Raw genomic sequence first — 13,365 nt, 5'->3', positions numbered from 1 at the left:
GCAATCAACATAGGCATGTTTCCGCCCATATTCAAATGGCGCCTTTCGGCGGCGGCATTGCCCTGCCCCGCCGCCCCTGCTAAGCGCACGGGCCAACGTCTTGGGGCTTGTTGCCCCCGGACCAACAGGAAATTCAGGGAACTCAAATGGCCGACGAAGCCGATACGATCCAGACCAGCGCGGGTAACGGCGCCGACACGAGCCCACAGATCGCGCTCATCAGCCAATATGTGAAGGATCTCTCGTTCGAGAACCCTAATTCGCCTGCCGTCTACCAATGGCCAGATCAGCCGCAAATCGATGTTCAGTTCAACATCGGGGCCGACAAGGTCGGTGATGAAGTCGTAGAAGTTTCCTTGAAAATCGAAGTGAAGGCGCTCGCTCCGCAGGGTACGGCATTTGCGGTCGAACTGCTGTACGCCGCGCTCTTCGGCATGCGCAATCTGCCGGACGAACAGCTTCAGCCTTTCATGCTGGCAGAAGCGCCGCGCCTGCTCTTTCCCTTCGCCCGCCGCGTTCTGGCCGATGCGATCCGCGATGGCGGTTTCCCTCCGCTGTTGCTGGACCCGATCGATTTCGGTGGACTTTACGAGCAGCAGGCTCAGGCGATCGCACAAACCGCTGGCGAACCGGCTGGTCACGCCTGAAGCGCATATGAGGCCGCACTCCGCTCCCGCTGGGCTCGCCAAGCTTGCGGTAATCGGAGTAAGCGAACTGCCCTGCGCTTCGGCCGTAGGCAGAACCGACCAGCCCAACCTCGCTCGGCGGGAGAGATAATCCCATGAAGTTGGTCAAGGCGCTTGGCTCGGTAGGCGGGCTGACGCTCGCCAGCAGGGTGCTCGCGCTGGTCCGTGACTCATTGGCCGCGCGCTATGTCGGTGCAGGCTTTGCGTCGGACGCCTTCAATGGCGTAGCATTTCGCCTGCCCAACATGTTTCGCGCCCTGTTTGCGGAGGGCGCCTTTTCCGCAGCCTTCATTCCGATGTTCAACCGCAAGGCGGCGGGGCCGGGCGGTGTCGCGGACGGCTATCATTTCGCCGAACGTGCGCTTGCCGTCCTGTTGCCGGTGCTTATTCTTTTCACTGTCATCCTGATTGCTGCGGCCTACCCCATCACCTGGCTGCTATCCGGCGGTTTCTCGCGCCAAAACCCGACGCCGGAGCAGTTTGCCTTCGCGGTGCTGTTGTCGCGCATCACCCTGCCCTATCTCGCGCTGATCAGCCTTGCTTCCTTGTTGGGCGGCATATTGAATTCGCTCGATAAATTCTGGGTGAATGCGGCCGCCCCGATATTGCTCAATGTCGCCATGATCGCCGGGCTGTGGCTTTTCCACGGGGCGGACGAATATGAAACGGCTCGTGTCCAGGCCATATCGGTCACTGTGGGCGGAGCGCTGCAACTCTTATGGCTGATCTGGGCCTGCCGTCGCGCGGGCGTATCGATGAAGATCAAACGCCCCCGTCTTGACGGTGATGTACGTGAGTTGCTGCGTCTTATCGTGCCAGCTGCCGCCGGGGCTGGCGCTTCCCAGATCAACTTGCTTATTTCCACTGCGTTGTCCGGTTGGCTGCTCGCCTCCGGGTCGATCACCTATATCTACTATGCCGATCGGTTGAACCAGTTGCCGCTCGGACTGATCGGGATCGGCCTCGGCACCATATTGCTGCCGACCATTTCCCGGCTTCTGTCGACGGGGCAAGAGCAGGTGGCCATGGAAACGCAAAATCGCGGCGTGGAGTTGGCCCTCTTTCTCACATTGCCCGCGACGATCGCCTTCATCACGGTTGCCGAGCCGATCGTTCGCGGCCTTTTTCAATATGGCCGCTTCAGCGTTGAGGATGCGCGTCGCTGTGGTTGGGCATTGTCCGCCTTCTCGATCGGCCTCCCCTCCTATGTGCTCGTGAAGGTTCTGACGCCCGGCTATTATGCACGTGGCGACACCAAGACCCCGGTGCGTTATGCGATGCTGTCGATCCTCATCAACATCATCGGCAATATCGCACTAATCCCCCTGCTCGGGCATGTAGGCCCGCCTCTGGCGACCGCGATGTCCTCGACCGTCAATGTCGCCATGCTTTATGCAACGCTGGTAAAGCGCGGCCATTTCATCGCTGATGCGCAGCTGCGCCGAAGGCTTCCTCGACTTGCGCTGGCAGCGCTCGTCATGGGCGGCGCGCTTGTCGCGGGCGAAAGCCTCCTTGAACCATGGTTAGCGGGGGCAATGATCCAGCGTTATCTTGCGCTGGCCGTGCTTGTCGGCGCGGGGATAGCGCTTTACGGGATAGCCTGTTTCCTGACGGGCGCTTATCGGGTGTCCGACCTTAAGGCACTCATGCGCCGACGGGGCTCAACCACAACCCAAGAGAATGGATAAAAGAATGCGCGTCCTTTCCGGCATCCAGCCGACCGGTAATCTGCATCTGGGCAATTATCTGGGCGCGATCCGCAATTGGGTGCGCATGCAGGACGAGATGGATGCGGCAAGCCAATGCTTCTTCTTTCTGGCCGACATGCACTCGATCACCGTGCATGAGGGGCGCGAGCAGCGCATTCGTAATGTCCGCGACATGGCGGCGGCGCTTGTCGCCGCGGGGATTGATCCTGATCGCTCCGTACTGTTCAATCAGGCGCGGGTCCCCGCCCATGCGGAGCTATGCTGGTTGCTGAACGGCACGGCGCGGATTGGCTGGCTGAACCGCATGACGCAGTTCAAGGACAAGGTCGGCAAGGATCGCGAAGGCGCCTCGATCGGCCTGTTCGTCTATCCGGTGCTGCAGGCAGCCGACATCCTCGTCTATAACGCTACGCATGTGCCTGTGGGCGAGGACCAGAAGCAGCATCTCGAACTGGCCCGGGACATCGCAACAAAGTTCAACACGGATTTCGGGGTCGAGCTGTTCACCTTGCCCGATCCGATCATCCCCAAGGAATCGGCGCGCATCATGTCCTTGCGCGATGGCACTGCAAAAATGTCGAAGTCCGATCCGTCGGACATGAGCCGCATCAACCTCACCGATGAGGATGACGCGATCATGCAGAAGGTGAAGAAGGCCAAGACTGATCCGGAACCATTGCCCGAAACGGCAGAGGGTCTGCAGGGCCGACCGGAAGCGAATAATCTGATCGGCATCTACGCGACTTTGGCGGGAAGAACGGCCGACGCCGTGTGCGCCGAATTTGCAGGCAAGGGTTTCGGGGCATTCAAACCTGCTTTGGGCGAACTGTTGGTTGAAACCCTCCGGCCTATCCGTACGCGCTTCCTGGAACTGCGCACGGATGACGCGGCTCTCGACGCTATATTGGAGAATGGTGCGGCGAAGGCGCGTGCCGCCGCTGAACCCGCATTGCGGTCGGCCTATGATGCGATGGGCCTGATGCGCTGAAACGCTGCCCGTCGTCGACGGAATAACGATCCCCGTGACGTCTTGCCTATAGCTGACATTATTGCGTCCGCCCGCCTTGTTTGAGCGTTCAAATGATGTTCAGTTGCGTTCTGCTATTGTCGGGCGCAAGGTTGCAATGGTTCTCTGCCTTAGGGACGCTGGAATATGAAACTTATCAAAAAGATTGGTATGGTTGCGGCGCCGACGTTGGCGCTGATCGCCCTTTCTGGCTGCGCTTCATCCTTCAAAGCAAATGTCGCGCGCTTCCAGCAATTGCCTGCACCCGCCGGACAGAGCTTCACCATCGTTTCTGATGACCCCAGTCTCGCCGGTGGCCTTGAATTTTCGCAATATGCAGGGATGGTAGGTCAACGCCTGGCGCAGACAGGCTACACTCCCGCATCTGATCCGGCCCGCGCGGACCTGATCGTCCGCGTCGCCTATCATGTCGATAATGGGCGTGAGAAGGTGCGCTCTACCGGCTTCGGCCCGCCCGACCCCTATTTCTATGGCGGCTGGGGCTGGCGCGGCCGGTGGGGTCGGCCGTGGGGCTACGGCTTCTATGATCCGTGGCTGTTCGGCCCCGGTTACAGCGACGTCAGCAGCTATACCGTATATACCAGCGACCTCAGCATGAAGATCGATCGGGCGGCCGACAATAGGCGGCTGTTCGAAGGCAAGGCGTCCGCGCAATCCCTGTCGAACAGGTTGACCTATCTCGTCCCCAACTTGATCGACGCCATGTTCACCGGCTTTCCGGGGCAGAATGGAGAGGATGTGAAGATCACCCTGCCGCCCGAACGGAAGGGCTGACCTCGGACGAAACGCTCATCGGCGGTCTTCACTTCGGAGTAGGAGACCGCCGAATTTTCTCGGTTTGGCAGGATCAGGGAAGCCGACGGGCTGTCGTGATCCGGATAGGTTGCTCCAGCATCTGCCCCTTCATAACCCCCTCGCCCTCAGTCGGCGACTTTGGTGCCGAGAGGATCGCGCGGACCACGTCCATGCCCTCCACCACATGGGCAAACACAGCAAACCCCTGATTATCGCCCGGCAACGCGGGTTGCGCGTCCATGCTGGGCATCTTGCCAAGGACGATGAAGAAATCCCCGGTGGCGCTTCCAGGCGCATAGCGTGCCATGGAAAGCGCGCCTTCATCATGGGTAAGCCCGGTTTGCGTGGTGGACTCATGGGCGATGGGTGGGAGTGTGCGCGCGGGATCATTCTGCGTTCCGCCCTGGACGAAGCCATAATCGGCTGTCCCCACGGCGCGGTAGAATGTGGTGCCATCCAGCCGCTTTTGATCGACGTAGCGCAAGAAGTTGCGCGCGGTGATCGGCGCCTTGGCTAGATGGACGGCGACGATGATGCGGCCAGCACTTGTATCGAGCGCAACCTGCACATCCTGGGAAGGAGAAGAAGCCGGAACCTGAGCAGCAGCGGCCGTGAAGGAAAGTACAGCAGCGAGCAGAAGGGCAAAATGTCGGATCACGGCGACACCCTAATCCATCGCTACATCGCTTTCAGCGTCAGTTTTCCAGCTGGCGCAGGAGGGCGCGGATGTCGGCGTCTATATCCGCATTCGTTTGCCGCAGTCCCTCGATCGTGCGCACGGCGTGGATGACGGTGCTATGATCGCGGCCGCCAAAAATGCGTCCGATTTCGGGCAGCGACCGGGGCGTCATCTTCTTGGCGAGATACATGGCCACCTGACGGGGTCTCGCCACAGCGCGAGCGCGGCGCTTGGACCGCATCTCCGAGGCGTCGATCTTGTAGTGCGCCGCGCAGACCTTCTGGATCTCGTCTACCGTGATGCGGCGCGCGTTGGCGCGCACGGCGTCGGCGAGCATGCTTTGGGCAAATTCCAGATCGACGGAGCGGCCAGTGAGTTGGCCATAGGCGATCAGTTTGTTGAAAGCGCCTTCTAACTCACGAATGTTTGAGCGAATTGAACGCGCTAGAAAATCGATGACGGCGTCAGGGACCGGCGGGTCGCCGGCGATGGCGCGCTTGGCTTCCAGGATGGACAGGCGCAGGTCGAGGTCGGCCGGGCGGATGTCCGCGACCAGCCCTCCGGCGAGGCGGGAGAGGATGCGGGCGTCGATCGAATCGAGCAGTTGCGGGGCGCGGTCGGCGGTCACGACGATGCGAGCGCCAGAATCGATCAAGTCATTGATAGTGTGTAGAAATTCTTCCTGCGTGGAGCCCTTGCCCGCGATGAACTGGATATCGTCGATCAGCAGCAGGCGGGCAGCGCGCAGGCGCGCCTTGAACATCATGGTCTCGTTCGCGCGCATCGCGTTCACGAACTCCATCATGAACCGCTCCGCCGACATGTAGAGCACGGGCGCGGCGGGAGAGTGGGTGGAGAAGTGCTGGGCGATGGCGTGGAGCAGGTGCGTCTTGCCCTGTCCCGTGCTGCCATGGATGAAAAGCGGGCTGAAGCGGGGCTGCGCTTCTGCGGCGATCGCCTGCGCCGCGGAAAAGGCGAGATGGTTGGATTCGCCGGTTACGAAATCGGCAAAGCTGTGGCGCGGCTGGAAGTTGCAGGCGGGGGCGGCGTCAAGGGAAACCGGATCAACAACGGCGATCTCCTCCACCGGTGCAGCTTCGAGCAGGCGCGGGCCGATGGCGTTAGGCGCGCGGCGAAGCCTGACCTCCCGGACCCCCACGCCAGCACAGCGCCATGCCATGCACAGCCGGTCACCAAAATGACCGGACACGAAATTGGCCGTGAAGTCGGAGGCGAACAGCAGGTCCAGCGTCTGGGATTCGGGGCAATAGTCACCCAGCCGAGCGGCCTTCAGCCACTGGTCGAACATGCGCGGGCCGATGTCGCGGCGAAGCCCGGCGCGGATCGCATCCCACGCCGATTCCAGACGCGCGCCATCATGCGATGCCTGAACGCTCAAACTATCCGCCACTGCCGTGAAACCCTTCATAAACAGTCGACCCCCATCAACTGTGCCCCTGCCGGGCAGGGACCATCAGACGCAAAAATCCGTTTGGAAAAGCGGGAGCTTCCCCAACAAGTCTGCGCAAAAACAACCTAATGACGATCACCGGAATCGATTCGAGTGGTGATCAGAGAGTTGAAAATAGACAGGCAATCTTCGCCTGATCAAGGGCAAGGCCCTTCAAAAATATGAAATAAAGACGTTGACGCGGAAAACCGGGGAAAATGGCGAAATGAACAGAATATCACGCAAATACAGATACTTAGCAAATATACACCTCTGTGCCCTTTTGCTCGAATCGTGAGGGAATCGCGGGAAACTGCGGATGTCCGTTACGGCCGCGTGACGGAATCATGAAAAAAACCCGCCCCAGAGCGGGACGGGTTTTTCGATTTTTACGTGACGATCGAGTGAAGCGGCTCAGGCGAGCGCGCTAACCCGCTTCGTGAGACGCCCGAACTTGCGAGCGGCGGTGTTCTTGTGCAGCACGCCGCGTGCGACGCCACGAGCCAGTTCAGGCTGGACGGACTGAAGCGCCGTGGCCGCAGCCGACTTGTCGCCAGCAGCGAGAGCGGATTCGACCTTCTTCACCAGGGTACGAATCCGGCTGATGCGGGCGCCGTTGATTTCGGCGCGGCGTGCGTTGCGGCGGATGCGCTTCTTGGCTTGCGGCGTATTGGCCATTTAAAGTCCTCGGTCTCGTCAAATCTCGTGAATAGGGTCAGCCGGAATCGCCAGCCGTCCCTGTGAAGGTGCGCCCCTTACAGGGGATAAGCCAAAGCGTCAACGGGAAGGCGCGTGCTATTTCTGGCATTTCGGGCAGTAGAAAGTCGATCGCCCGCCGTCCACACGTCGCCGGATCACGCCGCCACAGGCGCAGCTTTCGCCTTCCCGGCCATAGACTCGCCACTGTTTGGAGAAATAGCCAAGCTCCCCATCGGGCCGGGCATAATCGCGCAGGGTGGACCCTCCGGCCGCAATCGCGGCTGTCAGCACTTCCCGAATCGCGTCGGCCAGCAGCCCGAGGCGCGCCCGACTGATCCGCCCCGCCTCGCGCGTTGGGGAGATGCCCGCCATGTTGAGCGCTTCGCAGACATAGATGTTGCCGAGCCCTGCCACGATTCGCTGATCGAGCAGCGCCGCCTTGATCGATGTCGCCTTCCCTTTCAGCACCTGCGCGAGATAGTTCGCCGAAAAATCGGGTCCGAGTGGCTCCGGCCCCATGCGGGTAAAGGGACCATAAGCCTGTGAGCCGTCGGTGCGCACGAGGTCGATCGAGCCGAAGCGGCGCGGATCGTTAAGGGAAAGCAGATGTCCGTTTCCGGTCTCGATCAGAAGATGGTCATGTGTCCCGATTTCGGCAGGATCGATTCGCCAACGCCCCGACATGCCAAGATGAAAGATCAGCGTGTCGCCGCGATTGGTTTCGATGAGCCCATATTTGGCGCGGCGGGACAGCGATGTGACGGTCGCGCCAGTCAGTCGCTGCCGCAGATCGACCGGTATGGGGAAGCGGAGATCCGCGCGGCGTGCTTCGACACGGGTCAGAACCGCGCCCTCCAGCACCGACCGGAGGCCAGCGACCGTGGTTTCGACTTCGGGCAGTTCAGGCATTCAAATCTCTCTTGGATAGCGATCGGATCGTCAGGCCGAATAATGCCGACAAGTCACTGAACATTTTCGCCGATCTGGGGTGTTTCCACCGGACATGCAAATGCTCTAGGAGGCTGGCCCATGAACGACACTGCTTCTTTCGGCTATCGCGACGTGGATGCCTCTGAAAAACAGGGGATGGTGCGCGCGGTCTTTTCCAATGTTGCGTCCAAATATGACCTGATGAACGACGCCATGTCCGTGGGCGCGCACCGGCTATGGAAGGACCAGTTTGTCGGGCGGGTGAAGCCGCGCAAGGATGAAGCGATCCTGGATATGGCGGGCGGCACTGGCGACATCGCCTTTCGCATGGCCAAGCATGGCGCGCACGTCACCGTGTCCGACATCAATCCGGAAATGCTGGCCGTGGGCGTCGAGCGCGCGAAGAAGAAGGGCCTCGAAGGGCTGATCTGGTCGGAGCAGAATGCGGAAGAACTGACGTTCAAGGACCGCAGCTTCGACGCCTATACGATCGCCTTTGGCATCCGCAATGTGACGCATATCGACAAGGCGCTGCGGGAAGCGCACCGCGTGTTGAAATTTGGCGGGCGATTCTTCTGCCTGGAATTTTCGACGACCACATGGCCGGGCTTTGCCGATGTGTATGATGTCTATTCGCATCGGCTGGTGCCCAAGCTCGGCAAGCTGCTCGCCGATGATGAGGACAGCTATCGGTATCTGATCGAATCGATCCGGCGCTTTCCGCCTATGCCTGAATTTGAGCGGATGATCCGGGAGGCTGGTTTCGTGCAGACGAAGGTCGAGCCGATCCTGGGTGGGTTGGTGGCGATCCATTCGGGGTGGAAGATTTGATGGGGCAACGTTCAAAGCCCTTCCCCTTCAGGGGAGGGTTCGAAGCAGTCACGTGCCTGCTTCGAAGGGTGGGTGCGCCGCGTGAGCGGCGCTGCTCTGACCTCGCGACGGCAGTTGCTCGCTCCGCTCGCCCCCACCCCAACCCCTCCCCTGAAGGGGAGGTGCTTAGGTAGATGCCATCTCATATCACGCATATTTGGCGGCTGCTGAAATGGGGCCGGACGCTGGCGCGACATGGGGCGCTGCGGGGGATTGAGCGCGATCCGTTGACGCCTACGCCCGTGAGGCGGCTGGTGCGATTGGCGCGGGTGGGGGCGCGGGTGCCCAGGCAACCGCGCTATGCCGATGCCTTTCAGGCGATCGGGCCTGCGGCGATCAAGCTGGGACAAACATTGGCGACCCGTCCCGATCTGGTTGGGGAAGAGGCTGCGGACGATTTGCTGCGGCTGCAAGACGCGCTGCCGCCCGTGCCTTTCGCCACCATTCGCGCGCAGATCGAACAGAGTTTCGGGCGTCCGCTGGAGAGCATCTATACCAGCTTCGATGAAGCACCGGTGGGTGCTGCGTCGATCGCGCAGGTGCATCGCGCCATTACCACGGACGGCCGCGATGTCGCGGTGAAAGTGATCCGGCCGGGCGTCACGGACCAGTTCAACCGCGACATCCAGACCTATGAATGGGCCGCTGCCCATGTGGAAATGTTGGGTGGCGAGGTCGCGCGATTGCGGCCGCGCCTGGTCATCGCCAACATGAAGCGCTGGACCGCGCGCGAGCTGGATTTGCGCCGGGAAGCCGCTTCGGCGTCCGAACTCGCCGAGGCGATGGAGGCGATGCCGGGCTATCGCGTACCCGTCATCGATTGGGATCGCACGACCGGCAAGGTCATGACGATGGAGTGGATCGACGGGATCAAGATCTCTGATCGCGACGGCCTGATCGCGGCGGGTCATGACGTAAAGGAACTGGCGGCGCGGCTGGTCAACGCATTCCTGCGACAGGCAATCGCCGAGGGGTTCTTCCATGCCGACATGCATCAGGGGAATCTGTTCGTTACCGCCAATGGCGACATCGTCGCGATCGACTTCGGCATCATGGGGCGGATCGACCGGCGGGCGCGCATGTGGCTGGCGGAGATTCTCTACGGCCTGATTACCGGCAACTATAAGCGGGTCGCCGAAATCCATTTTGAGGCGCAATATGTGCCCGGCCACCATAATGTCGAGGAATTCGCGACCGCGCTGCGCGCCGTGGGCGAGCCGATGCGGGGCAAGCCGGTGCGCGAGCTTTCGGTCGGTGGCATGCTGGACGGGCTGTTCGCCATCACCCGCGACTTCGACATGCAGACCCAGCCGCATTTGCTGCTGCTCCAGAAGACCATGGTGATGGTGGAAGGCGTGGCGACGGCGCTCGATCCCGACATCAACCTGTGGGAGACGAGCGGCCCCTATGTGAGGGAATGGCTGCGCGCGGAACTGGGGCCGGAAGCGAAGGCGGCCGATGCGCTGATCGAGAATTGGCGGACGCTTCAGCGGCTGCCCGGCCTTGTGCGGCGCATCGAGGAAGCCTTTCCGGAAAAGGGGGGCGCCGCCGCCGCCGCCGCTGACCGAAGTCAGGCTGATCCGCATCGGCGGGGGGTGGCGCTATGCCGCGGTGGCCGGTGTTGCCGCAGTGACTGGAGCGGTCGTTACGGCCCTGCTACATCTGCAACTATGACTTCAGCGCCGCATCCTCCTGATCGTCGCCGGTGGCATCGCCGCCTATAAGTCGCTGGAGCTGGTGCGGCTGCTGAAGAAGCGCGGCATCGCTGTGCGGGCGGTGCTGACCGACAGCGCGACCAACTTCGTGGCGCCGCTGTCCTTGGGCGTGCTGACCGAGGACCATGTCTATGGCGACATGTTCGACCTGAAAGAAGAGCGGGAGATCGGGCATATCCAGCTGAGCCGACAGGCTGATCTGGTCGTGGTCGCGCCCGCGACGGCAAATATTCTTGCCAAGATGGCCAATGGCATCGCCGATGATCTGGCGACGACGCTGCTGCTGGCGACGGACAAGCCGGTGCTGGCGGTGCCCGCGATGAACGTGCGCATGTGGCATCATGCAGCGACGCAGCGGAATTTGGCGCGCCTGCATGCCGATGGCGTCCATCTGATAGAGCCGGATAGCGGCGAGATGGCTTGCGGCGAGTTCGGCAAGGGGCGTTTGCCTGAACCCGAAGCGATCGTGGAAGAGATTGAGCGGTTGCTGGAGCATCCGGCTGCGAAAGATCCGCTTGCGGGGCAACCGGATTTTGAGGGCGCGGAACTGCCGCTTAAAGGGCGGCATATTCTGGTTACCGCTGGACCGACGCATGAGCCGATCGATCCGGTGCGCTACATCGCTAACCGCTCTTCGGGAAAGCAGGGCTTTGCCATCGCGGCGGCGGCGGCGCGGGCCGGTGCGCGGGTGACTTTGGTCGCCGGGCCGGTGCATCTGGCGACGCCTGCGGGCGTGGATCGCGTCGATGTGGAAACCGCGCGGGAGATGCTGGCGGCGGTCGAGGGCGCGTTGCCCGCCGATGTGGCGATCATGGTGGCGGCGGTTGCCGATTGGCGCACGGCTGACGCTTGCGAACAGAAGCTGAAGAAGGATGGATCAGGGAAGCCTGCGCCGCTGGCGCTGGTGGAGAATCCTGACATTCTGGGCACCTTGGGCAAACATGCGGGGCGCCCTGCCCTGCTCATTGGCTTTGCTGCCGAGACCGAGAAGGTTGCCGAACATGCTGAGGCAAAGCTGGCGCGCAAGGGTGCGGACTGGATCATCGCCAATGATGTGTCAGGCGACGTGATGGGCGGCGACAGCAACAGCGTGCATATCGTCACAGCGAACGGCATCGAAAGTTGGGAGCATTTGCCCAAGGATGCCGTCGCCACCCGAATCATCGAAAAGGTTGCTCATGTCCTCCCCTCTCTCTCCGATTGAAATCCGTCTGAAGCGCTTGCCCCATGGTGAGGGGCTGCCAGTGCCTGCCTATGCGACCGAGCATGCGGCTGGCATGGACGTGGTGGCCGCCGAGGATGTGATCATCGTGCCGGGCGGGCGGCATGCCGTGGCGACAGGCTTCGCGATGGCGATTCCAGATGGCTATGAGGTGCAGGTGCGGCCACGGTCGGGACTGGCGCTGAAGCATGGGATCAGCCTGCCCAATACGCCGGGCACGATCGACGCGGATTATCGCGGGGAATTGAAGGTCATCCTCATCAACCTGGGCGCTGAACCTTTCGTCATTTCACGCGGTGACCGCATCGCGCAGCTGGTGGCGGCGCCGGTGCAGGTGGCGCGCTTCGCCGAGGTTGAGGAACTGGACGAGACGGTCAGGGGTTCGGGTGGTTTCGGATCGACGGGAGTGAGTAGCTCATGACCCTTTCCGACGAGCAGTTGGAACGCTACGCCCGCCATATCGTCCTCAAGGAAATTGGCGGCGCGGGTCAGGCGCGGCTGCTGTCGGCCGATGTCGCGGTGATCGGCGCGGGCGGGATCGGCAGCCCGGCGATCCTCTATCTGGCGGCGGCGGGCGTCGGCACGATCCGGGTCATCGATGACGATCATGTCGCGCTTTCTAATTTGCAGCGGCAGGTTCTGTTCGGGACCGGCGACATCGGCGTCGCGAAGGCTGAAGGCGCGATGGCGGCGGTGGCGCGGCTCAATCCCGATGTGAAGTTGATCCCCATCAACGCCCGGATCGATGCGGATAATGCCGCGCTCATGCTGCGGGACGCGGATGTCGTTCTGGACGGATGCGACAGTTTCGCGACGCGGCTGGCGGTGGCGGACTGCGCGCAGCGGCTGCGCATCCCGTTGGTGTCGGCGGCGGTCGGGCCGTTTGAGGGGCAGCTCGCAACCTATCGCGGCTGGGAAGCCGATCAGCCCTGTTATCGCTGCCTTGTCGGCGATCCGGAGGACGCGCCGGAGCGGAATTGCGCCGAAACAGGCGTGATTGGCGCTCTTACCGGCGTGATGGGAAGCCTGGCCGCGCTGGAAGTCATCCGCGCGCTGGTCCCCTTCGGCGCGGACATGGCGGGCAAGCTGCTGCTCGCCGACCTGCTCTCCATGCGGTTCCGTACGTTGAGCGTGGCCAAGGACCCCGGCTGCAAGGCATGCGCCGCCGAACTATGCGCGAACTGAGAATTGTCGTCGCCACGGCTGACGCGGAGCGGCTACGCGGCGCACTGGTGCTGGCGAGCGCGCAGGCGGCGTTGGGCGGAGCGGCAAGCATCTTCCTGCAACTGGATGCGGTGGCGCTGCTGCGGCGCCCGATCACGGCCCCGGCGGACGCGGCACATGCGGCGACTGGTTTGCCGCCGCTCGAAGTGCTGATCAGCGAGGCGCTTGCGTTTGGGGTGAATATCCTCGCGTGCCAAAGCGGGCTCACGCTGGCCAACATGACCGCAGACATGCTCCCGGCAGAGGCGCAAGTCGGCGGCCCCGTCTCCTTCCTTCAGGAGACCAGCGACGAGGCGCGCCTGCTCTTCGCGTGAGCTTCACCCGGAGCCCTTCTATTGACAGACGGGGCCGCCCATTTA

13 protein-coding genes and 1 pseudogene are annotated in these 13,365 nt (G+C 62.2%); 10 read left to right on the top strand and 4 right to left on the bottom strand.

The features are described from left to right. Positions 1-146 precede the first annotated feature (146 nt). The 4 genes from secB (at position 147) to ACWNC0_RS08655 (ending at position 4,196) form a co-directional block, all read left to right on the top strand. Positions 147-647 (top strand): protein-export chaperone SecB, encoded by a 501-nt coding sequence (gene secB, locus ACWNC0_RS08670; protein WP_449470978.1) that lies wholly within the window; start codon positions 147-149, stop codon positions 645-647. A gap of 134 nt (positions 648-781) precedes the next feature. Beyond that, a complete protein-coding gene (gene murJ / locus ACWNC0_RS08665; RefSeq protein WP_449470977.1) occupies positions 782-2,374 on the top strand; it encodes a murein biosynthesis integral membrane protein MurJ in 1,593 nt (530 codons plus the stop codon). 4 nt (positions 2,375-2,378) lie between these two features. After that, complete coding sequence (trpS, locus tag ACWNC0_RS08660; RefSeq protein ID WP_449470976.1) at positions 2,379-3,383, top strand: tryptophan--tRNA ligase; 1,005 nt, start codon at positions 2,379-2,381, stop codon at positions 3,381-3,383. Between the two features lie 165 nt (positions 3,384-3,548). Continuing rightward, positions 3,549-4,196, top strand: a complete 648-nt coding sequence (locus tag ACWNC0_RS08655) for a DUF4136 domain-containing protein (protein ID WP_449470974.1) — start codon at positions 3,549-3,551, stop codon at positions 4,194-4,196. Positions 4,197-4,269: 73 nt separating this feature from the next. Here ACWNC0_RS08655 and ACWNC0_RS08650 read toward each other — a convergent pair whose 3' ends face one another. The 4 genes from ACWNC0_RS08650 to mutM form a co-directional block, all read right to left on the bottom strand. Then, the gene (locus tag ACWNC0_RS08650) at positions 4,270-4,875 is read right to left on the bottom strand and encodes a peptidylprolyl isomerase (protein ID WP_449470973.1); all 606 of its coding nucleotides are present in this window, start codon (positions 4,873-4,875) and stop codon (positions 4,270-4,272) included. 37 nt (positions 4,876-4,912) lie between these two features. Continuing rightward, positions 4,913-6,325: a chromosomal replication initiator protein DnaA gene (dnaA, locus tag ACWNC0_RS08645; protein WP_449470971.1), complete on the bottom strand. Its 1,413-nt coding sequence runs from the start codon at positions 6,323-6,325 to the stop codon at positions 4,913-4,915. A 435-nt stretch (positions 6,326-6,760) separates the two neighbouring features. Further along, entirely contained in the window at positions 6,761-7,024 is a 264-nt protein-coding gene (gene rpsT / locus ACWNC0_RS08640) for a 30S ribosomal protein S20 (protein ID WP_449470969.1), read from the bottom strand. A gap of 117 nt (positions 7,025-7,141) precedes the next feature. Further along, positions 7,142-7,954, bottom strand: a complete 813-nt coding sequence (gene mutM / locus ACWNC0_RS08635) for a bifunctional DNA-formamidopyrimidine glycosylase/DNA-(apurinic or apyrimidinic site) lyase (protein ID WP_449470967.1) — start codon at positions 7,952-7,954, stop codon at positions 7,142-7,144. A 120-nt stretch (positions 7,955-8,074) separates the two neighbouring features. On the opposite strand from mutM, the gene ACWNC0_RS08630 reads away from it, so the two are divergent. The 6 genes and pseudogenes from ACWNC0_RS08630 to ACWNC0_RS08605 all read left to right on the top strand — a co-directional run bounded on the left by ACWNC0_RS08630 (position 8,075) and on the right by ACWNC0_RS08605 (position 13,320). Continuing rightward, positions 8,075-8,806: a class I SAM-dependent methyltransferase gene (locus tag ACWNC0_RS08630; RefSeq protein ID WP_449470966.1), complete on the top strand. Its 732-nt coding sequence runs from the start codon at positions 8,075-8,077 to the stop codon at positions 8,804-8,806. Positions 8,807-8,979: 173 nt separating this feature from the next. Further along, positions 8,980-10,519, top strand: a pseudogene (ubiB, locus tag ACWNC0_RS08625) (2-polyprenylphenol 6-hydroxylase). Between the two features lie 60 nt (positions 10,520-10,579). Further along, positions 10,580-11,764, top strand: coding sequence for a bifunctional phosphopantothenoylcysteine decarboxylase/phosphopantothenate--cysteine ligase CoaBC (gene coaBC / locus ACWNC0_RS08620; RefSeq protein WP_449474578.1), 1,185 nt, complete (start codon positions 10,580-10,582; stop codon positions 11,762-11,764). Beyond that, a complete protein-coding gene (dut, locus tag ACWNC0_RS08615) occupies positions 11,739-12,203 on the top strand; it encodes a dUTP diphosphatase (protein WP_449470964.1) in 465 nt (154 codons plus the stop codon). The genes coaBC and dut overlap by 26 nt, the downstream gene beginning before the upstream one ends. Beyond that, entirely contained in the window at positions 12,200-12,967 is a 768-nt protein-coding gene (locus tag ACWNC0_RS08610) for a HesA/MoeB/ThiF family protein (protein ID WP_449470962.1), read from the top strand. The genes dut and ACWNC0_RS08610 overlap by 4 nt, the downstream gene beginning before the upstream one ends. Further along, on the top strand, positions 12,955-13,320 hold the full coding sequence (locus tag ACWNC0_RS08605) for a DsrE family protein (protein WP_449470961.1): 366 nt from the start codon (positions 12,955-12,957) through the stop codon (positions 13,318-13,320). The genes ACWNC0_RS08610 and ACWNC0_RS08605 overlap by 13 nt, the downstream gene beginning before the upstream one ends. The last annotated feature ends 45 nt before the right edge of the window (positions 13,321-13,365 follow it).

It is taken from the genome of Sphingobium chungangianum (assembly GCF_977014255.1).
The sequence above is the reverse complement of the archived record's forward strand: the minus strand, read 5'-3'. Positions and strand labels throughout refer to the sequence as shown.

Bases quoted from the DNA above. Each gene is read 5' to 3' on its own strand.
- rpsT (WP_449470969.1), bottom strand. From the start codon at position 7,024: ATGGCCAATACGCCGCAAGCCAAGAAGCGCATCCGCCGCAACGCACGC.
- secB (WP_449470978.1), top strand. From the start codon at position 147: ATGGCCGACGAAGCCGATACGATCCAGACCAGCGCGGGTAACGGCGCC.
- ACWNC0_RS08605 (WP_449470961.1), top strand. From the start codon at position 12,955: ATGCGCGAACTGAGAATTGTCGTCGCCACGGCTGACGCGGAGCGGCTA.
- mutM (WP_449470967.1), bottom strand. From the start codon at position 7,954: ATGCCTGAACTGCCCGAAGTCGAAACCACGGTCGCTGGCCTCCGGTCG.
- ACWNC0_RS08610 (WP_449470962.1), top strand. From the start codon at position 12,200: ATGACCCTTTCCGACGAGCAGTTGGAACGCTACGCCCGCCATATCGTC.
- ACWNC0_RS08630 (WP_449470966.1), top strand. From the start codon at position 8,075: ATGAACGACACTGCTTCTTTCGGCTATCGCGACGTGGATGCCTCTGAA.
- ACWNC0_RS08655 (WP_449470974.1), top strand. From the start codon at position 3,549: ATGAAACTTATCAAAAAGATTGGTATGGTTGCGGCGCCGACGTTGGCG.
- dnaA (WP_449470971.1), bottom strand. From the start codon at position 6,325: ATGAAGGGTTTCACGGCAGTGGCGGATAGTTTGAGCGTTCAGGCATCG.
- trpS (WP_449470976.1), top strand. From the start codon at position 2,379: ATGCGCGTCCTTTCCGGCATCCAGCCGACCGGTAATCTGCATCTGGGC.
- murJ (WP_449470977.1), top strand. From the start codon at position 782: ATGAAGTTGGTCAAGGCGCTTGGCTCGGTAGGCGGGCTGACGCTCGCC.
- dut (WP_449470964.1), top strand. From the start codon at position 11,739: ATGTCCTCCCCTCTCTCTCCGATTGAAATCCGTCTGAAGCGCTTGCCC.